This window comes from Lentzea kentuckyensis (genome assembly GCF_002150765.1).
Lineage (GTDB): Bacteria > Actinomycetota > Actinomycetes > Mycobacteriales > Pseudonocardiaceae > Lentzea > Lentzea kentuckyensis.
This window is the reverse complement of record NZ_MUYM01000098.1, coordinates 13,853-31,560: the sequence shown is the minus strand read 5'-3', so window position 1 is coordinate 31,560 and position 17,708 is coordinate 13,853. Positions and strand designations below refer to the sequence as shown.

Sequence of the window (17,708 nt, the reverse complement as noted above, 5' to 3'; positions counted from 1 at the left end):
CGCGGGTAGTCGCTGAACTCAGGCGGGAGAGACCGGGTTTCGAGCCCGGCGCCGAAGGAGCAAATCCCTCCCCGGGAACCTCTCAGGCATCCAGGACCGCGTGAGCGAGACGCCTCTGGAAAGTGGACCCTTCGGGGTCCCGCCGACGGTGAAAGCCCGCTGCTGTGTGGTGGGTGAACCTCTCAGGCGCCCCTCGGGGTACGGACAGAGCGGGGAGGGCACAGGACACGTGTGCCCGCAGCCACCCCGGAGGCGTTTGATGACGCAGGACCGCATTCCGCTCGCCGCTCTCGAGCACGGCACCCCGTTCGCCGACCGCCACGTCGGTCCGCGCCCCGCCGAACTCGCGCGCATCCTCGACGTCATCGGCGTCGGATCGCTGGAGGAGCTGGCCCAGCACGCGGTGCCCTCGTCGATCCACGAGCGCGACCTCGTGCTGGATCTACCGGCCCCGGCCACCGAGACCGAGGCGCTCGCCGAACTGCGTGAGCTCGCGGCGCGGAACCGCCCGATGACGCAGATGATCGGCCTCGGCTACTACGACACCGTCACGCCGGGCGTGATCCTGCGCAACGTGCTGGAGTCGCCCGCCTGGTACACCGCGTACACGCCGTACCAGCCGGAGATCTCGCAGGGCCGTCTGGAAGCCCTGCTGAACTTCCAGACCATGGTCGGCGACCTGACCGGGCTGCCGGTCGCGAACGCGTCCATGCTGGACGAGTCGACCGCCGCCGCCGAGGCGATGACGCTGGTGCGCCGCGCGGGTCGCTCGAAGTCGAACAAGTTCGTCATCGACGCGGACACGCTGCCGCAGACGCTGGCCGTCATCGAGACGCGCGCAGAGCCGCTGGGCATCGAGATCGTCGTCGCCGACCTGTCGCAGGGCATCGAGGGCCTCGGCCTGGGCGGCGACTTCTTCGGCGTGCTGCTGTCCTACCCCGGTGCGTCGGGTGTCGTGCGCGACCAGGCCGGGTTGATCGAGGAGATCCACGCCGCCGGTGCGCAGGCCGTCGTCGCCGCCGACCTGCTCGCGCTGACGCTGCTGCGCGCGCCGGGCGAGATCGGCGCGGACGTCGTCATCGGCACCACGCAGCGCTTCGGCGTGCCGATCGGGTTCGGTGGCCCGCACGCCGGTTACATGGCCGTCCGGTCCGGGTTGGAGCGTCAGCTGCCCGGCCGTCTCGTGGGTGTCTCCGTCGACGCCGACGGGTCGCTGGCCTACCGCCTGGCCCTGCAGACGCGCGAGCAGCACATCCGCCGCGAGAAGGCCACGTCGAACATCTGCACCGCGCAGGTGCTGCTGGCCGTGATCGCCTCCATGTACGCCGTCTACCACGGTCCCGAGGGCCTGCGCGCCATCGCGACCCGCGTGCACCGCCTGGCCACCGTGCTCGCCACGGGCCTGTGCGAGGCCGGTCTGGATGTCGTGCACGGCGAGTTCTTCGACACCGTCGAGGTGCGTGTTCCCGGTGAGGCCGCCGCGGTCGTCGAGAAGGCCCGCGCCGCCGGCATCAACCTCCGCAAGGTCGACGAGGACGTCGTCGCCATCGCGTGCGACGAGAAGACGACGCGGGCCCACCTCCTCGCGGTGTGGGAGGCCTTCGGCGTCACCGGGTCCGATGTGGACGCGATCGACGCCGACACCGCGGACGGCATCCCGGCCGACCTGCGCCGCACGTCGGACTACCTGACCCACCCGGTCTTCCACGCGCACCGCTCCGAGACCGCGCTGCTGCGTTACCTGCGTGCGTTGTCGGACAAGGACGTCGCGCTCGACCGCAGCATGATCCCGCTCGGTTCCTGCACGATGAAGCTGAACGCGACCGCGGAGATGGAGTCCATCACCTGGCCGGAGTTCTCGACGCTGCACCCGTTCGCGCCCGTCGAGGACGCCGCCGGGCTCCTGCAGATCGTCTCCGATCTTGAGGCCTGGCTGGCCGAGGTCACCGGCTACGACGCGGTGTCGTTGCAGCCCAACGCCGGTTCGCAGGGCGAGTTCGCCGGCCTGCTGGCGATCCGCGCGTACCACCGCGCGAACGGCAACGCCGACCGCGACGTCTGCCTGATCCCGTCGTCCGCCCACGGCACCAACGCCGCGTCCGCCGTCATGGCCGGCATGCGCGTCGTCGTCGTGAAGTGCGACGACAAGGGCAACATCGACATGGGCCACCTGCGTCAGACGGTCGCGGAGCACGCTCAGGACCTGGCCGCGATCATGATCACCTACCCGTCGACCCACGGCGTGTACGAGGACACCGTCCGCGAGGTCTGCGGCCTGGTCCACGACGCGGGCGGCCAGGTGTACGTCGACGGCGCGAACCTCAACGCGTTGATCGGCCTGGCCCGCTACGGCAAGTTCGGCTCGGACGTCTCGCACCTGAACCTGCACAAGACGTTCTGCATCCCGCACGGCGGCGGTGGCCCCGGCGTCGGCCCGATCGGTGTCCGCTCGCACCTCGCGCCGTTCCTGCCGAACCACCCGCTGCAGCCCACCGCGGGCCCCGCGACCGGTGTCGGGCCCATCAGTGCCGCCCCGTGGGGTTCCGCGTCGATCCTGCCGATCTCGTGGGCCTACGTGCGCATGATGGGCGGCGACGGCCTGCGCCGCGCGACCCTGACGGCCGTGGCCGCCGCGAACTACGTGGCCCGGCGGCTGGACGAGCACTACCCGGTCCTCTACACCGGTGAGGGCGGCTTCGTGGCCCACGAGTGCATCCTCGACCTGCGGCCTTTGACGAAGGCCACCGGCGTGACGGTGGACGACGTCGCCAAGCGTCTCGCCGACTACGGCCTGCACGCCCCCACGATGTCGTTCCCGGTCGCCGGCACGCTGATGGTCGAGCCGACCGAGTCCGAGGACCTCGCCGAGATCGACAGGTTCATCGACGCCATGATCGCCATCAAGCGCGAGATCGACCGCGTGGGCGCGGGCGAGTGGCCCGTCGAGGACAACCCGCTGCGCAACGCCCCGCACACCGCGGCCTGCGTGACGGTCGGCGAGTGGAACCACCCGTACACCCGCGAGGAGGCCGTGTACCCGGCCGGTACCGGTGCTCCGAAGATCTGGCCGCCCGTCCGCCGCATCGACGGCGCGAAGGGCGACCGGAACCTGGTCTGCTCCTGCCCGCCGCTTTCCGCGTACGGCAGCTGACCTCTCGTAGGAAGGAAACGGGCGCACTCGGGGGTGCGCCCGTTTCTGCTGTCCTGGTGCGCTAGACCCCTGCGGGGCAGGCGGGGTCGCCGCAGTCCTCGTCCTCGCTGAGACCCGGCTTGTTCAGGTCGTGCTCGAACGCGAAGTGGAAGCACTCGTAGTGCATCCGTTCGAACAGCTCGAAGTCGTCCTGGCTCAGCTCGACGGTCTCACCGCATCGCTGGCACGTCTGTTCCTCTGACACCGGCGAATCGTCTCACCCGCGCCGTGCGAACAGGACAGCCCCGTCCGTGCCGAGCAGCCACTGCGCCTCGACGTCGAATCCGGCCTCTGTCAGCCATTCCGCGACCCGCTCCGGCCGTCGCAGGTGGACGTTCACCCGCATCGGATGCCCGCCGTAGCCCCGCGTCTTCCGGTTCGTCCGGTCGCCGACGTGGAAACCGAGCTGCAGCAAGCCGTTCGGGCGCAACGCGTCGTGGAAGTGCTTGAAGACCGTGGGCACCTCGTCGTCCGGCACGTGGATCAACGACCACCACGCGAGGATCCCGGCCACGGAGACGCCGAGCGGTTCGGTCATCGATCCCACCTCGAACCGCAGCCCCGGATGGGTGCGCCGGGCCAGTTCGATCATCCCGGGCGACAGGTCCACGCCGAACACGTCCGCGCCGAGCGCGTGCAGGTGCGCGGTGACGACGCCGGGACCGCAGCCGACGTCCGCGACCGGCCCGTCGGCCTGCTCGGCGAACAGTCGCAGCGCCGCGCGCAGGTGCGGCAGGTCAGCGAGAAGTCCGCTGGTGTACTCGGCATAGCTGACCGCGACCGTGTCGTAGGAATCGCGGGTGTCGGTGAGCCAGTCACTCACTGAACGGCTCCGGCCGGTGCCGTCCGAACAGCGCCAGCGCGGCGATCCAGGTGTCCGGGTTCCCGTCCCAGTCCAGCGCCTTGATCTGGTCCGCCGACCGTCGTCCGCCGATCGCCCGCATCAGCTCGAACGACGTCGTCCGCAACGTTCCGGCGGGCTCACCGTGCCCCAGCACCCGATCTCCGTGCTCCAGCGTGATGCGCAGCGCCGGCACGTCGTTGTCCCGCATGCGCTGATCGAGCTGCTGCAGCGGTTTGGTGAGCGCCGCCCGCACGTCGACGCTGTCCCGTTCGCCGGGAACTCCCAGTGCCGCGCGGAGATCGTGCTCGTGCGCGATCACCTCGGCGATCAGCACGGAGCCCATGGGAGTGTCGAACAACGGCTCGGCGCGCTCACGGTTCGCGTCCCACTCCGCGAAGGCGTCCTCGAGGGAGTTGTCGCGGCGGTCGCGCACCTGCCGTTCGCCCCACTCACCGGACTCGACACCGTCGAACCGGCGGTCCACGAAGTCGCGCAGACCGCCGGCGAGGTGTGCCACCACGTCCTTGACCGACCAGCCGGGCGTCGCCGCCACGGGCGTCTGCGGATCACGGCCCTCGACCAGCGAAGTGATCCGTTGCTTGGCCGCGTCGTAGATGGGGGCGTTGGTCATCGTCAGACCTCGTACTCCAGGGTGTAGGTGCCGCTGCCATCCTCCGCCCACTCGATCGTCGCCGCACCTTTCGCGCTCAGGAACTCGCCGGTGCCGTCCACGATCTCGATCACGGCCTCGACGGACGACCGGTAGGCGCCGACGTGCCGCAGCACCAGCGTGCCCTGGTCGCAGGTGATCTCCTCCAGCGCGGTCGTCCAGGCCACGTCGTCGCCGTAGTACATGAGGTAGCGGCAGCTGCCGATCCCGGTGATGTCACCCGTGTAGGAGAACTGGACGTGCGCCTCGGTCAGCTTGCGTCCCTCGACCTCCTTGTAGGACCGGCCGTCCCAGGTGTTCTCGTCCCAGCTCTTCACTTCGATGGTTCCGGTTGCCTTCATGTGGACCACTCTGCTGGCAATTCCTGACAGTTCGTGTCAGGTTTGGTCCGTGAAATCCAGCAGGCTCATCCAGGTCCTCCTGCTCCTCCAGTCGAGGGGCCGGATGACGGCGGACGAGCTGGCCGCCGAACTGGAGGTCTCGCCGCGCACGATCTACCGCGACATCGAGTCGCTGGGAGCCGCCGGCATCCCCGTCTACGCCGACCGCGGCCCCACCGGCGGTTACCAGCTCGTCGACGGCTACCGCACCCGCCTGACCGGTCTGACGGGCGCGGAGGCCCAGTCGCTGTTCCTGGCCGGGCTTCCCGGCCCCGCCGAGGAGCTGGGGCTGAAGGAGTTCGCCGCCGCGGCCCAGCTCAAGCTGCTCGCCGCGTTGCCGACCGAGCTGCGGACGCGGGCCGAGCAGATCCGGCAGCGGTTCCACCTCGACACCCCGACGTGGTTCCGCGGCGACGAACCCACGTCGTTTCTCGCGACGATCGCCGACGCCGTCTGGGAGCAGCGCCGGGTGCGGATGACCTACCGGCGCTGGGGCAACCAGACCGTGGAACGCGAGGTCGACCCGTACGGGCTCGTGGTGAAGGCCGGTACCTGGTACTTCGTCGGCAGCGGCCGCACCTACCGCGTTTCCCGCGTGCTCGCGCTGGACGTTCTGCCCGAGACGTTCGAACGGCCTGGCGACTTCGACCTCGCGCGCTACTGGGCGGAGTGGTCCGAGCAGTTCGAGGCCCGCATGTACGGCGAGCGCATCACGGTCCGCATGACGCGAGCCGGTCTCGACAAGTCCCAGTACCTGCTCAGCGGGTACCAGGCGCGGGTGATCCGCGACGCCGCGCCGCAGCCGGGGGAGGAGTTCGGTTTCCCGACCGAGTCGACCCGCCACGCCGTCGCTGACCTGCTCAAATTCGGTGCGGACGTCGAGGTGGTCGCGCCGGTCGAGTTGAGACGCGAACTCATCGAGACGGTGAAGGCGATGCAGGACGTCTACAACGATGCGAAGCTACGCGCATGGTTCCGCTGATCTCGTTGAACAACGGAGTACGGATCCCCCAACTCGGCTTCGGCGTCTACCAGGTGCCGGAGGACCAGGTGGCCGGTGCGGTCACGACGGCGATCGAAGCCGGCTACCGGAGCATCGACACGGCGGCCGCCTACTACAACGAGTCCGGTGTCGGCGACGCCATCGCGGGTGTCCCCGGCCTGTTCGTCACGACCAAGCTGTGGAACTCCGACCAGGGCTACGACTCGACGCTGCGCGCGTTCGACGAGAGCATGCGACGGCTGCGCCGCGACGTGCTCGACCTGTACCTCATCCACTGGCCCACTCCCACGCGCGACCTGTACGCGGAGACCTGGCGCGCGCTGGAACAGCTCTACGCCGACGGCCGCGTCCGGGCGATCGGCGTGTCCAACTTCCACCGGCGTCACCTGCAGCGCCTGCTCGACGAGTTCCCGACGGTCCCCGCGGTGAACCAGATCGAGCTGCATCCGTTGCTGCAGCAGGAAGATCTGCGCAAGGTCCACAGTGCACACCGCATCGTGACCGAGGCGTGGTCGCCACTGGCCCAGGGCACTCTGCTGGGGCGCGTGGAGATCACCGGGCTGGCCGAGAAGTACGGCAAGACCCCGGCCCAGATCGTGCTGCGCTGGCACGTTCAGCTCGGCAACGTCGTGATCCCGAAGTCCGTCACGCCGTACCGGATCAAGGAGAACATCGACATCTTCGACTTCGAGCTCGCCCAGGACGACATGACGGTGATCGCCGAGCTCGACAACGGCACCCGCACCGGCCCGGACCCCGACCGCTTCAACGCCGCCTGAGTCCTTCGACGAGGTCCGCCGCCCTGGCCGCGCCACCGGCCGTTGTGATCTGCTGTCCCAGCTCCTGGGCACGTTGCCGGTGGCTCGGCCGGGCGAGTACCTGATCCACGGCTTCCCTGAGCTTGGCCGGCTTCCTCCGGACGACGCCGGCACCTGCCAGTTCGACGCGGCGCGCCACCTGCGCCTTGTCCAGCTCCCCGGGCACGACCACCATCGGCACACCCGCTTCGAGCGCCGCCAGCACCCCGCCCCACCCGCCGTTGGTGATCATCACGTCCACCCGCGGCAGCAGCAGGTCGTGCGGGATGAACTCGGCCGCGCGCACGTTGTCCGGCAACACTCCCAAGGTTGCCGTCGGCGCGCCTCCGGTCGTGGCGACGATCAGGACGTCGTCGCTGCTCGCGAACTGCTCGATCGCGGGCTTCAGCAGGTCGTCCGCGCCGGTCTCCAGCGTCCCCTGGGTCACGTGCACGACGGTCCGTCCGTCGAGATCTCCCCACCACGACGGCAGAACGGTCGGCTTGGCCGGACTGATCAACCGCCCGACGAACTCGACCTGCCGCGGCACCCGAACGGTCTCCAGGTTCCGCACCCCTTGCGCCAGCACGAGTTCCGGTGAGTAGAAGGCCTCCAGCGCGCCGGACCTGGGCTCGAGCCCGGCTTCCGCGCGCATCCGGTTGAACATCCCGTCCACGATCAGCCGCGACACCACCCGTGCGATCGGGCGGCTGACGACCAGCGGCGTCACCGCGACCGTCACCCACGGCATCTGCCGGAGCTCAGCCGCCATCGCGGCCCCGAACGCCAGATGATCGGTCACCACCAGGTCGAACTCGGCGTCGATGACGTCACGTGCCTGCGCGGCCCCGGTGCCGACCAGCACGTCCCGGACGTTGGCGAAGTTCGCCCGCATGCCCTTGCCGTCGCCGATGCTCGGAAACGTCTGCGCGAGGTCGGCGTCGTCGAAGTCCGGCGCGTGCTTCCACGGCAACCATTCGGTGCCCTCGAACTTGCCCCGGTACTTCGCCCCCGTGTGCACCACGACGTCGTGACCGCGCCTGACCAGCTCGTTCGAGACCGCGGCGAGCGCGCCGACGTGGCCGGCGAACGGCATGCACGAGACCAGGATCCTCGGTTCCCCCATGCCAGGTCGAACGATCGCGTCCAGGCGGGGGTTCCCGTCAGGCCTTCGTCGACAGCGCCTGCCCCAGCGCCGCCTCGAGCCCGTCCACGTTCTCCACCACCGACACCGACCCACCGGTGGTCTGCGCGATGTCGGTCAGCGCCGCCTTGTCCACGTCCCCGCCGATCGCGATGAAACTGATCGCCAGGTCCGTCCCGTGCAGCTGGGACTTCAGCGCCGCCAGGTCGATCCCGCCGTCCGACGACCCGTCGGTGATCACCACGACCCGGTTCACCCGCCCCGCGACGAACCCGTCGTGCGCCGTCTCGTAGCAGGCCGCGAGGGCGCTGTAGAGCTGTGAGCCCTCGGCGGTCTTGAGGTTGTCGACGGCCTTGCGCAACGCGTCGCGCTTCTCCGTCACCGGCGCGGTTCCGGCCAGCTGCTTGTAGGGCTTCGTGCCGTCGAGGTCGCGCGCGAACTCCCACAGTCCGAACGACCCCGACACCGATCTGTCGATCTGGCCGCGCAGTGCGGCCTTCACCTTGTCCAGCCGGGGTTTCATCGACGTGGAGACGTCCGCGAGCACCGTGACGACCTGTCCACCGCGGTCAGCGGACGCCCAGGCCGAGGAGATCTGCTGCGTGGTCGTCGCGTCGGCGGCCACCAGGTTCTCCGTGACAGGGGCCCAGGAAATGCCGGGCGACGGCGACGGACGGTCCTGAGTGGACTCGACGCGCAGGCCGCCGCGCGCCAGGATGGCCTGCTGCGCGGGTTCGGTCATGAACTCGCGGAACGCCTGTGCCGCACGCTGTTCGGTCTCGCCGACCTCGGCGCCGCCCAGCGCCACGTACGGGAAGTCCGCGACCGGGGCCGGTCCGGCGGGCAGCACGCCGACGAGCGGCTTCGAGGGTGCTTCCTTGCCCGTGTTGTGCTTGAACAGGTCCACTTCGGACACCGGCGTGACGGAGAAGCCCGCCGCGTTGACCGTCGCGCTGTCACCCAAGCGCCTCAACGCGTCGCGCGTCGTCGGCGGAACCTCCGGCGGCACCGTGGCCGCGAGCTTCGTCAGCGCCGCCTTCGCGGCGTCCGACCCGAGCGTCTCCGGCGTCACGGGACCCTTGCCACCGGCCAGCGCCGACTGGATCGCCAGCGCGGACGCCGTGTTCGCGGCCGGGTCGGGCATCGCGACGCTGAACCGTCCCCAGGACTGGCCGAACTTGCTCCAGTCGGTCACCTCGGGCATGTCCGTCCAGCGGAAGTTCTTCAACACGGGCGCGGCAGCCTCGGGGGCCGCCAGCAGCACCGGAGAGGTACCAACGGACTTGGGTGCCGCACCGACGAGTTTGGCGTTCAACGCCGTCAGCCGGTTCGCCCACAACGTCGAGTCAGGCAGCCACGCGTGTGGACGCTTGCCGAGCTTGTTCTCGTCCCAGTTCGTGGTCAGGCCGTCCAACACCGCTGAGGAGTCCGCTGAGGTCACTTCGATCGCGATGCAGTGGTCGTACACCACGGGCCGTGTCTTGCTGTACGCGCGTGCGACCTCCGCGACGGATTCCGCCACGCTCGGTGTCGCGGCGACGCGCAGCACTGAGTCGCCCTCGCTGCAGTTCTGGGCGAGAGCTTGGGAACGCCTGTCGAGCACCCCACCGGCCCACGACAAGACGAGCCAGCCGAGGCCGATCAGCACCACGAACACGACGATGAGCACGGGCCACTTGGCGATCCCACGCTTCACCTTCGCCCGTAGGGCGCGGTGTCGAGACATCGATCCCTCACAACTACTCTGCGGCCCCCGACGACCGTCAGTCACGCTAACAGGTGAACTCTGTCAGCGAAGTGAAGTCACTGTAAGTATCGACTGGCATACGAAAACGAGCCGTTCTCGCAACGGCCGCGCCCGCTCGGCGAACTCGGCCTGCCTGCGCGCGTACTCCGAACGGCCCTCCGGAGACTCGATCCGCACCGGCTCGTAACCGAGTTTCGCCAGGTCGTAGGGCGATGCCTGCATGTCGAGCTCGCGCACGTCAGCGGCCAGCTCGAAGCAGTCGGCGACCAGGTCCGACGGCGTCGCGGGCTCCAGCTTGTACGCCCATTTGAACAGATCCATGTTCGCGTGCAAGCACCCCGGCTGCTCGTTCGCGACCTGGTCCTCACGCGTGGGCTGCAGGGCGTTGCGCGGCCGCGCCGGCTGGGTGAAGAACCGGAAGGCGTCGAAGTGCCCGCACTGGATCCGGCCGGCCTCCACGACCTGGTCCGTCCCGTCGCTGCCGAGCCGCAGCGGCCACGCGTTGTGCCGGACCTCCTCGGGCTGCTGCCGGTAGACCATCGCCCATTCGTGGAGCCCGAAGCACCCCAGCCGCGGTGGCCTGCTCAGTGTGGCCGTGAGCAGCGCCTGGACGAACTCGAGCGTCTTCTCCCGCTGCTTCAGGAAGCTGTCGACGTCGAGCGTCACGCCGTCAGGAGTGGCCTTGTAGTGCGGAAACTCCAGATACTCGGCCGCGTCCTCCAGGACGATGCCCGGACCCGGATGCCACCGTTCGAGCCGCACGGGCCGATGGCTGTAGTACGTGAAGAGGAAGTCCATGACGGGGTGCTTCTCTTTGCGAAGCTTCCGCTCCTGGTGCGGCCCGGTGAACCGGCGCATCCGAGCGACGTGCTCGTCGCGCAATTGGTGCCATTCGGCTCGGGTCAGGACCTCCACGGGCGATTACCGTACGCGCATGGTGAAGAGCAATGCCTCCACGGTCGCCCAGTACCTCGCCGAACTGCCTGATCAGCGACGTGCCGAGGTCGAGGCTGTGCGCGACGTCATCCTCGCCAACCTCCCCGACGGCTACGCCGAGGCCATGGACTGGGGCCTGATCACCTACGGGGTGCCGCTGGAGGTGAGCGGCCCGACCTACAACAAGAAGCCGCTCCTCTACGTCGCCCTCTCCGCCCAGAAGAACTACTACTCCGTCTACCTGACCACGGTGATGGAGGAGTTCGAGGAGTCGTTCCGCGCCAGGTGGGCGGCCACCGGCAAGAAGCTCGACATGGGCAAGGCCTGCGTGCGCTTCAAGCGGGCCTCCGACCTGGCCCTGGACATCATCGGCGACGAGGTGGCCCGCCTGTCCGTGCCCGAGTTCCTCGACTGGCACGCCGAGAGCCGCGCTAAAGCGGCGGCACGAGCCCGTTGAACGTCCGCGCGCCGTTGCAGTGCGGGCACTCGCGCCCGTTGTCGACCGTCCGCGGCGCGCCCCCGATGATCGCGAGCGTGGGCGCGGCGATGTAACTGGCACCCCCGCACAGGTGACAGACCGTGCGCGGTTCGGGCGTGACGGCGAAGAGGTCGTCGACGTCTTCCTCGTCCTCGAAGTCGTCGTCCTCGGCGAACTCGTCCTCGTCGTCCTCACTCATGGCGATCAACCTACTCGGTGCCGAGTCCACCGCGGGTCCAGCACGCCGAGCACCTCGTGCCGCCGGAACGTCACCTCGTTGAAGCCGACGCGCAAGAGAGAGCGACTCATCCGTTGCCTCCTCGCCGCAGCTCCCACACGACATCCACCCCGACCCGGCTCCCGATCGGGCTCTCGCGCGGCGGTGTGCGGCGGTCGATCTCGGTGAACCCGAGGCGCCGCGGCACACCGCTGCTCGCGACGTTGGCCTCGTCGTGCCAGATCTGGACCCTGCGCACGCCGTCCAGCGCGAAGGCGAACTCGACGAGTTCCGCGCTGGCGGCGGTGGCGATGCCCTGACGGACGTGCGCGTGGTGAACCCAGTACCCGATTTCCACGAGATCTTCGTCTTGGCCGCGGTCCGCCACCGCCATTCCGACGATCGCGCCGTCGACGGTGATGGCGTGGGGGAACAGCGTTCCGTCGTCCCAGCCCTCCGCGGCTCTGCGGATGTACGCGGCAGCGGCTTCCACGTCGTAGCCGTTAACCAGCCAAGGACTCCACGGCCGCAGATGATCGAACGACTCCGTGACGGCCCGGTACAACTCCTCGGCGTCCGTGTCAGTCAGTCTCCGCAGCTTCATACTTCACCTTGTACCGCAGGTGCGTGACCGATGCGCTCTCGATTACCGAGAGCGGACCCTCCAACTCGTAGCCCATGCCGGGCGCGAAGAACGGCGTGCCTCCGCCGAGGATCACCGGCACCAGGTCGAGGAAGATCTCGTCCACCAGCCCGGCGTCGAGCGCCTGCCGGGCGATTTCGCCGGAGTTCAGGCCGACACCCTTGTCGCCCGCGTGCTTCTGAGCCACCGCAACGGCTTCCTCGATGCTGCCGTTGATGAACGTGAAGTGCTCGTTGTCCTCCAACGGCCGATGGGTGAGCACGACGGTGTGCGCGCCCAGCGGGTGCTGACCGTTCCAGCCGTTGGTGAAGTCATAGAGCTTGCGTCCCACTACCAGTGCGCCGGTCGTTTGGATCAGGCCGCCGAAGTAGGCGGCGCTGGCCGGTGTCAGGTGGAAGGTCATGGTGCCCGTCGGCACCGTGAACGCGACGTCGCCCGCCTCGTACCAGGCGAACAGCTTGTCGAAACCGGAGAAGTCCGGGCCGGAGACGTAGCCGTCGATCGAGGTGCTGGCGCCCGTGTAGACCTTGCCCATTTCGTGTGCCTCCCTGTGTGTGTCCGTCACCCATAGGTCGAACACGCGACAAGGAATTCGACGGACCCCGGAAGTCGCATACCGGTCCGCGTGGTCAGCCGATGGGTTCGGGCAGACGGGTCACCTGGTGGTCGCAGTCGATGATGTCGCCGGTCGCGGGGTCCCGCAGCTCAACGCGCCACTTCGAGGCGAACTGGTCCACGCAGTGGCGCATCGGGATGGTGCCGGACAGCGTGCCGCGCTGGATCTCCACGCCGTCCGCCCACGCGGTCAGTTCCAGCGAGCACGTCTGGATCTGCATTCTTGCTCCACGCGACACCGTGCACCTCCAACGCACGGTCCGTGTGGTCGCACGCGACGGTCAGCAGCACGTCGTCTTCGGTGACGACCAACGCCCACTCGGCCTCACCGGAGGTTCGCGCATGCTGCGTGGAGACGGACGAAGTCTGCCCGTGCCAGCGAACCGGAGGTTGTGATGCGCGAGGAACACGAATTCTTCCCGGTCGCCGAACGAGCCTGGCGCCCGGCCGATCCGGGCGTCACCGAGCGCGTCCTCAGCCGCGACCCGGACACGTCGACCCTGACCCGGATCGCGCGCTGGGAACCGGGCCTCGAAACGGCCGGCGTGCTCCGCCACGACTACCACGAGGAGGTCTACCTGCTGGAAGGCGATCTGACCGACCTGACCCTCGGCAAGACCTTCCACGCGGGCCACTTCGCGAGCCGCCGCCCCGGCATGCCGCACGGCCCGTACCGGACCGACTCCGGCTGCGTCATGATCGAGATTCGTACCGCACCTGATAACGAAGGTGCGTGACCCCAACGCCCGCCACCACCGACAACGGCCCCTCCAGCACGTATCCCTTGCCGGGCGCGAAGAACGGCGTGCCGCCGCCCAGCAGCACGGGCACGAGGTCGAGGCAGATCTCCTCCAGCAGCCCGGCGTCGAGCGCCTGCCGGGCCATCTGCCCGCTGTTGACCACGACGTCCCGGTCGCCCGCGTGCGAGCGCGCGATCTCGACTGCCCGCTCGATGCCTTCGGTGCAGAAGGTGAAGTGCTCGTTGTCCTCCAGCGGCCGGTGCGTCAACACGACCGTGTGCGAACCGACCGGCGACGTCCCACCCCACCCGCCGGTGTGGTCGTAGAGGGTGCGCCCCACGACTCCGGCGCCGGTGTTCGCCAGCAGGGCGCCGTAGTAGTCGGCGCTGGCCTGGGACGTTTTCATCCCCGCCACCTCGACGTCGCCGGAGCTGAACCACTTGAACAGGTGCTCGAACCCGGAGAAGTCCGGGCCTGAGACGTACCCGTCGATCGAAGTGCTGGCCCCCGTGTAGATCCTGCTCATCGCCGCCCCCGCCTTCCGTGTGGCTCACTCACCACCACGTCGAACACGGCCGGCGGGTTTCGACATGCGTTCGGCTCTCCTGTTCGCTGGTCCGCGCGCTGCCTCGTTACGCGAGGAAACGTAACGGCGTTTCAGGACACCTCGATCGGGTGAATCGTGTGGCCGATGCCGCTGTGAACGCCATATCCGCTGGTCAGAATACTCGGAACGCCGATGAGCCCGCGGAAGTTGTCCACAGGCTCACCGGCGTCAGACCTAGACCCAGCGCACGTGCGTGCCGTCGCGCACGGTGCCGACGTACTCCTCCAGCAAGTCCTCCAACGCCACGACACCGAGCACGGCGCCGTCACCGGACACCGCGCGCGCGAGGTGTGACTGCGCTCGACGCAGCGCGGCCAGGGCCTCGTCCAGGCGGGCGTCCGCCGGCACCTCCGGCAGGCCGCGGACCCGAGTGCGCGGGATCAGGGTTTCCGCGCCCTCCAGGTCCAGCACGTCCTTGACGTGCAGGTACCCGATCAGGCCCGCGTCCGACAGCACCGGGAAGCGCGAGAAGCCGGTCGTGGCGACGGCGGCCTCGATCTCGCCCACGGTCGGCGAGGCGGAGACGGTCGTCAGGCGGTCCAGTGGCACCAGGACGTCCGCCACCGTGCGTTCGGCGGACGACAGCGTCTGTGCCAGGCGGCGGTGTTCGGAGTCCTCCAGCAGGCCCTCGGAGCGCGACTGGCCGATCAGCAGGGCCAGTTCGTCCGGTGTGTAGGCCGACTCCAGCTCGTCGACGGGCTCCACGCCGAAGCGGCGCAACACCCACCGGCCGACCGTGGTGAACAGGGACAGGGCCGGGGCGATCATCCGCGAGAACGCGTAGTGCACCGGCACCAGCCACACGGCGGCCCGTTCGGGGCCGGCGATGGCGAGGTTCTTCGGCACCATCTCGCCGAGGATCGTGTGCAGCGCGACGACGATGACCAGGGCCACCGCGAACGCCACACCGTGCACCACGGCCAGAGGCAGGCCAACGGCGCCGAGGGGCCCCTCCAACACCGAAGCCAACGCGGGCTCGGCGATCGCACCCAGGCCCAACGAGCACAAAGTGATGCCCAGCTGCGCGCCCGCGATCAGCAACGGCAGCTGCTGCGACGCCTTGATCGCGGTACGGGCCCGCGCGGAGCCCTTGTCCGCCAACGCTTCCAACCGGTCGCGGCGCGCGGTGATGACCGCGAACTCGGCACCGACGAAGAAGGCGTTGCCCGCCAGCAACAACACGATCACCAGGAAGTTCACGTCGACACCACCCGCAGCTCGGCCACGCGGTGCTTGTCCATCCTCATGACGGTGACCCTCCAGCTGTCGACGCGGATCTCGTCGCCGACGTCGGGGATCCGTCCCAGCCGGGCCAGCACCAGGCCGGCCAACGTCTCGTAGTCACCGGTCGGCATGAGGAACCCGGTCGCCTCGGCCACCTCGTCGTCGCGCAGCAGACCCGACACGAGCCAGCTGTCCTTGCCCAGCGAACGCACCGGCGGCGCCTCGCCCCGGTCGTGCTCGTCGCGCACGTCGCCGACGATCTCCTCGACGACGTCCTCCAGCGTCACCAGACCCGCGGTGCCGCCGTACTCGTCGACGACCAGCGAAGCCTGCAGGCCCGAGGCGCGCAGCCGGTCCAGCAGGGCGTCGCCCTCCAGGGTCTCCGGCACCGAATAGACCGGACGCGTCAACGCCGACAGAGGAGTAGTACCGCGCAGTGCAGAGGGCACGGCGAATGCCTGCTTCACGTGCACCATGCCGCGGACCTCGTCCAACGAACCGTCGTGCACCGGGAACCGCGAGAAGCCGGTCTCGCGGGCCTTCAGCACGAGGTCCGCGACCGTCGCGTCGGCCCGCAGCGCCTCGACCCGCACGCGCGGCGTCATCAGCTCGCCCGCGGTCCGGTCACCGAAGCGCAGCGACCGGTCCAGCAGCACCGCGGTGCCCTGGTCCAGCGTGCCGTGCTCGGCGGAGGTCCGGACCAGCGCGCCGAGCTCCTCTGGCGACCGCGCGGACGCCAGCTCCTCGACCGGTTCCACGCCGAAGCGGCGGACCAGCCAGTTCGCCGAGTTGTTCATCCCGTTGATCAGCCACCGGAACACGGTGGAGAACGCCGCCTGGATCCCGACCACCAGCCGCGCGGTCTCCAGCGGCTTCGCGATTGCCAGGTTCTTGGGCACCAGCTCGCCGAACACCATGGACAACGCCGTGGCGATCGCCAGCGCCAGCGCCAGCGACAACCCGCCCGCCACGGCATGAGGCACGCCCACCGCCGTGAGGCCCGGTTCGATCAACGACGCGATCGCGGGTTCCGCGATGTAACCGGTGATCAGCGTGGTCAGCGTGATGGCGAGCTGTGCGCCGGAGAGCTGGAACGAGAGAGTGCGATGCGCACGGTCGATGGTGCGCGCCTTCGCATCGCCCACCTCGGCGAGGTGACGCTCGACAGTGCTTCGTTCCAGCGCGGTCAGCGAGAACTCCGCCGCCACCGCGATGAAGGTGCCCGCGGTCAGCGCCACGACGGCGACCAGACCGAGCACGCTCAGAAGGATTCCGGTCACCTAGGCGCTCCAGAGCGACAAGGGACCGGGTTGGTATGCCAGCCAGGGCCAGACCCCATGGGGACGGCTCAACTCCTCATGACTAAGTACGTGAACAGCCAGACGAGTCTAATTGTGAGCAGTCGACGCCCTGAGCACCACCTCGCCCGCCACCCGGACGGTGCGGGCCTCGTCACCACCCGTGTCCAGCACCAGACCAGCGGCGATCTCGCCCATCTCCTCCAGCGGCAGCCGCACGGTCGACAGCGCCGGAACCGTGTCGCGCAGCGTCGGGATGTCGTCGAAACCGGCGATCGACATGTCCTCCGGCACCCGCACGCCACGCTCGCGCAGGGCGGCCATCGCGCCCATCGCCATCACGTCGGTCACGGCGAACACGCAGGTAGCGCGCGTTTTCGTGGCCAGCAGCTCCATCGCGGCCGCATATCCGCCGTCACGCGTGAACGCGCCGTTGATGACCGCGGGCGGTGCGATGCCGGCGTCCGCGAGCCCTGCTTTGAACCCCGCGAGCCGGTCGCGCGCCACCACGAGTTCGGATGGTCCACCCAATACGGCGAACTTCTTGTGTCCGAGTTCGGTCAGCGCACGGGCGAGTGCGCGCCCACCTGCGCGGTTGCCCGGAACGACCGTGTCGGTGCCGAGCTTCGCCTGCGACACGCACGCGACACGCCCACCCTGCTCGGTGAACGCGTCGATCTCCGCGGCCAGCCGGGACTGCGACGCACGGTCGGTCGTCCGCGAACCGGCCAGCACGACCGCACGGGCTCGATGCGCACGCAGAGTAGAAAGCAGCTCCACCTCACGCTCGGGACGGCGATTGGTCGTGCCGAGCACGACGACGAGCCCCGCTTCCTCGGCCACCCGCGTCACCCCCGCCGCGATGCACGAGAAGTACGGGTCGGTGATGTCGTGCACCACCAGCCCGACCAACGAGCTCGAGTTGCGGGCCAGCGCCTGCGCCGAGGCGTTCGGCACGTAGCCGAGCTGCTCGGCGGTGCGCAGGACGCGGTCGCTCAGCTCCTCGCTCACCTGGCGCGTGCTGCCGTTGAGCACGCGAGAAGCGGTCGCCAACGACACACCCGCCTGCTTCGCCACCTCGGCGAGCGTCACCTGTCGGGCGGACACGACCACCTCCGTCGAACGTGCATGTGAGCGCTGAGACTAACTCGCGCGGAGGTTGACGGCCGTCAAGT

20 protein-coding genes, 1 pseudogene and 1 riboswitch are annotated in these 17,708 nt (G+C 69.2%); of the genes and pseudogenes, 5 read left to right on the top strand and 16 right to left on the bottom strand.

The window, feature by feature from the left end; all coding sequences use genetic code 11:
- The first annotated feature begins 13 nt into the window (after window positions 1-13).
- A riboswitch (glycine riboswitch) is annotated at window positions 14-109 on the top strand.
- A gap of 150 nt (window positions 110-259) precedes the next feature.
- Window positions 260-3,151 (top strand): aminomethyl-transferring glycine dehydrogenase, encoded by a 2,892-nt coding sequence (gene gcvP, locus B0F77_RS36860; protein WP_086667673.1) that lies wholly within the window; start codon window positions 260-262, stop codon window positions 3,149-3,151.
- A gap of 61 nt (window positions 3,152-3,212) precedes the next feature.
- Here gcvP and B0F77_RS36855 read toward each other — a convergent pair whose 3' ends face one another.
- From B0F77_RS36855 to B0F77_RS36840, 4 genes are read right to left on the bottom strand one after another with little or no spacing between them, the layout of a single operon-like run.
- Entirely contained in the window at window positions 3,213-3,395 is a 183-nt protein-coding gene (locus B0F77_RS36855; RefSeq protein WP_086667672.1) for a hypothetical protein, read from the bottom strand.
- Between the two features lie 12 nt (window positions 3,396-3,407).
- On the bottom strand, window positions 3,408-4,013 hold the full coding sequence (locus tag B0F77_RS36850) for a class I SAM-dependent DNA methyltransferase (protein ID WP_086667671.1): 606 nt from the start codon (window positions 4,011-4,013) through the stop codon (window positions 3,408-3,410).
- Complete coding sequence (locus tag B0F77_RS36845) at window positions 4,006-4,665, bottom strand: maleylpyruvate isomerase family mycothiol-dependent enzyme (RefSeq protein WP_086667670.1); 660 nt, start codon at window positions 4,663-4,665, stop codon at window positions 4,006-4,008. The genes B0F77_RS36850 and B0F77_RS36845 overlap by 8 nt, the downstream gene beginning before the upstream one ends.
- A gap of 2 nt (window positions 4,666-4,667) precedes the next feature.
- Window positions 4,668-5,045, bottom strand: coding sequence for a DUF3224 domain-containing protein (locus tag B0F77_RS36840; protein ID WP_086667669.1), 378 nt, complete (start codon window positions 5,043-5,045; stop codon window positions 4,668-4,670).
- 49 nt (window positions 5,046-5,094) lie between these two features.
- Between B0F77_RS36840 and B0F77_RS36835 the strand changes: the two genes are divergently transcribed.
- Window positions 5,095-6,066, top strand: a complete 972-nt coding sequence (locus B0F77_RS36835) for a helix-turn-helix transcriptional regulator (RefSeq protein WP_086667668.1) — start codon at window positions 5,095-5,097, stop codon at window positions 6,064-6,066.
- Complete coding sequence (locus tag B0F77_RS36830; protein WP_086667667.1) at window positions 6,054-6,866, top strand: aldo/keto reductase; 813 nt, start codon at window positions 6,054-6,056, stop codon at window positions 6,864-6,866. Before B0F77_RS36835 ends, B0F77_RS36830 begins: the two co-directional genes overlap by 13 nt.
- Here B0F77_RS36830 and B0F77_RS36825 read toward each other — a convergent pair.
- The 3 genes from B0F77_RS36825 to B0F77_RS36815 form a co-directional block, all read right to left on the bottom strand.
- Window positions 6,853-8,010 carry a glycosyltransferase gene (locus B0F77_RS36825; RefSeq protein WP_086667666.1) on the bottom strand — a complete coding sequence of 386 codons (1,158 nt, stop codon included), beginning with the start codon at window positions 8,008-8,010 and terminating at the stop codon, window positions 6,853-6,855. The two genes, B0F77_RS36830 and B0F77_RS36825, sit on opposite strands and share 14 nt — an antisense overlap.
- Window positions 8,011-8,047: 37 nt before the next feature.
- Entirely contained in the window at window positions 8,048-9,724 is a 1,677-nt protein-coding gene (locus B0F77_RS36820) for a vWA domain-containing protein (RefSeq protein WP_245849129.1), read from the bottom strand.
- Between the two features lie 93 nt (window positions 9,725-9,817).
- On the bottom strand, window positions 9,818-10,633 hold the full coding sequence (locus B0F77_RS36815; protein WP_245849135.1) for a 3-methyladenine DNA glycosylase: 816 nt from the start codon (window positions 10,631-10,633) through the stop codon (window positions 9,818-9,820).
- A 76-nt stretch (window positions 10,634-10,709) separates the two neighbouring features.
- On the opposite strand from B0F77_RS36815, the gene B0F77_RS36810 reads away from it, so the two are divergent.
- A complete protein-coding gene (locus tag B0F77_RS36810; RefSeq protein ID WP_086667663.1) occupies window positions 10,710-11,168 on the top strand; it encodes a DUF1801 domain-containing protein in 459 nt (152 codons plus the stop codon).
- On the opposite strand, the gene B0F77_RS36805 is transcribed toward B0F77_RS36810, so the two are convergent.
- The 5 genes and pseudogenes from B0F77_RS36805 to B0F77_RS50980 form a co-directional block, all read right to left on the bottom strand.
- On the bottom strand, window positions 11,143-11,388 hold the full coding sequence (locus B0F77_RS36805) for a hypothetical protein (RefSeq protein ID WP_086667662.1): 246 nt from the start codon (window positions 11,386-11,388) through the stop codon (window positions 11,143-11,145). The genes B0F77_RS36810 and B0F77_RS36805 overlap by 26 nt on opposite strands.
- Before the next feature lie 106 nt (window positions 11,389-11,494).
- The gene (locus tag B0F77_RS36800) at window positions 11,495-12,010 is read right to left on the bottom strand and encodes a GNAT family N-acetyltransferase (protein WP_086667661.1); all 516 of its coding nucleotides are present in this window, start codon (window positions 12,008-12,010) and stop codon (window positions 11,495-11,497) included.
- Complete coding sequence (locus B0F77_RS36795; RefSeq protein ID WP_086667660.1) at window positions 11,988-12,584, bottom strand: dihydrofolate reductase family protein; 597 nt, start codon at window positions 12,582-12,584, stop codon at window positions 11,988-11,990. Before B0F77_RS36795 ends, B0F77_RS36800 begins: the two co-directional genes overlap by 23 nt.
- 94 nt (window positions 12,585-12,678) lie before the next feature.
- Window positions 12,679-12,885, bottom strand: a complete 207-nt coding sequence (locus tag B0F77_RS50985; protein WP_245849138.1) for an FAA hydrolase family protein — start codon at window positions 12,883-12,885, stop codon at window positions 12,679-12,681.
- A 37-nt stretch (window positions 12,886-12,922) separates the two neighbouring features.
- Window positions 12,923-12,976 (bottom strand): annotated as a pseudogene (locus B0F77_RS50980) (hypothetical protein); the annotation flags it as partial.
- A gap of 83 nt (window positions 12,977-13,059) precedes the next feature.
- Between B0F77_RS50980 and B0F77_RS36785 the strand changes: the two are divergent.
- Window positions 13,060-13,401 (top strand): cupin domain-containing protein, encoded by a 342-nt coding sequence (locus B0F77_RS36785; RefSeq protein ID WP_086667659.1) that lies wholly within the window; start codon window positions 13,060-13,062, stop codon window positions 13,399-13,401.
- Here the strand turns inward: B0F77_RS36785 and B0F77_RS36780 are convergent.
- The 4 genes from B0F77_RS36780 to B0F77_RS36765 all read right to left on the bottom strand — a co-directional run bounded on the left by B0F77_RS36780 (window position 13,358) and on the right by B0F77_RS36765 (window position 17,640).
- Window positions 13,358-13,930, bottom strand: coding sequence for a dihydrofolate reductase family protein (locus B0F77_RS36780; protein WP_086667658.1), 573 nt, complete (start codon window positions 13,928-13,930; stop codon window positions 13,358-13,360). The two genes, B0F77_RS36785 and B0F77_RS36780, sit on opposite strands and share 44 nt — an antisense overlap.
- Window positions 13,931-14,185: 255 nt before the next feature.
- Window positions 14,186-15,211 (bottom strand): hemolysin family protein, encoded by a 1,026-nt coding sequence (locus B0F77_RS36775; protein ID WP_086667657.1) that lies wholly within the window; start codon window positions 15,209-15,211, stop codon window positions 14,186-14,188.
- A complete protein-coding gene (locus B0F77_RS36770) occupies window positions 15,208-16,515 on the bottom strand; it encodes a hemolysin family protein (RefSeq protein WP_086667656.1) in 1,308 nt (435 codons plus the stop codon). The genes B0F77_RS36775 and B0F77_RS36770 overlap by 4 nt, the downstream gene beginning before the upstream one ends.
- A 108-nt stretch (window positions 16,516-16,623) precedes the next feature.
- A complete protein-coding gene (locus tag B0F77_RS36765) occupies window positions 16,624-17,640 on the bottom strand; it encodes a LacI family DNA-binding transcriptional regulator (RefSeq protein WP_086667688.1) in 1,017 nt (338 codons plus the stop codon).
- Window positions 17,641-17,708: the final 68 nt, after the last annotated feature.

What these genes read in the sequence shown, in the direction of transcription:
- gcvP (WP_086667673.1), top strand. Translation starts at nt 260, where the DNA reads ATGACGCAGGACCGCATTCCGCTCGCCGCTCTCGAGCACGGCACCCCG.
- B0F77_RS36845 (WP_086667670.1), bottom strand. Translation starts at nt 4,665, where the DNA reads ATGACCAACGCCCCCATCTACGACGCGGCCAAGCAACGGATCACTTCG.
- B0F77_RS36840 (WP_086667669.1), bottom strand. Translation starts at nt 5,045, where the DNA reads ATGAAGGCAACCGGAACCATCGAAGTGAAGAGCTGGGACGAGAACACC.
- B0F77_RS36830 (WP_086667667.1), top strand. Translation starts at nt 6,054, where the DNA reads ATGGTTCCGCTGATCTCGTTGAACAACGGAGTACGGATCCCCCAACTC.
- B0F77_RS36825 (WP_086667666.1), bottom strand. Translation starts at nt 8,010, where the DNA reads ATGGGGGAACCGAGGATCCTGGTCTCGTGCATGCCGTTCGCCGGCCAC.
- B0F77_RS36815 (WP_245849135.1), bottom strand. Translation starts at nt 10,633, where the DNA reads ATGCGCCGGTTCACCGGGCCGCACCAGGAGCGGAAGCTTCGCAAAGAG.
- B0F77_RS36810 (WP_086667663.1), top strand. Translation starts at nt 10,710, where the DNA reads ATGGTGAAGAGCAATGCCTCCACGGTCGCCCAGTACCTCGCCGAACTG.
- B0F77_RS36805 (WP_086667662.1), bottom strand. Translation starts at nt 11,388, where the DNA reads ATGAGTGAGGACGACGAGGACGAGTTCGCCGAGGACGACGACTTCGAG.
- B0F77_RS36800 (WP_086667661.1), bottom strand. Translation starts at nt 12,010, where the DNA reads ATGAAGCTGCGGAGACTGACTGACACGGACGCCGAGGAGTTGTACCGG.
- B0F77_RS36795 (WP_086667660.1), bottom strand. Translation starts at nt 12,584, where the DNA reads ATGGGCAAGGTCTACACGGGCGCCAGCACCTCGATCGACGGCTACGTC.
- B0F77_RS50985 (WP_245849138.1), bottom strand. Translation starts at nt 12,885, where the DNA reads ATGCAGATCCAGACGTGCTCGCTGGAACTGACCGCGTGGGCGGACGGC.
- B0F77_RS36785 (WP_086667659.1), top strand. Translation starts at nt 13,060, where the DNA reads ATGCGCGAGGAACACGAATTCTTCCCGGTCGCCGAACGAGCCTGGCGC.
- B0F77_RS36780 (WP_086667658.1), bottom strand. Translation starts at nt 13,930, where the DNA reads ATGAGCAGGATCTACACGGGGGCCAGCACTTCGATCGACGGGTACGTC.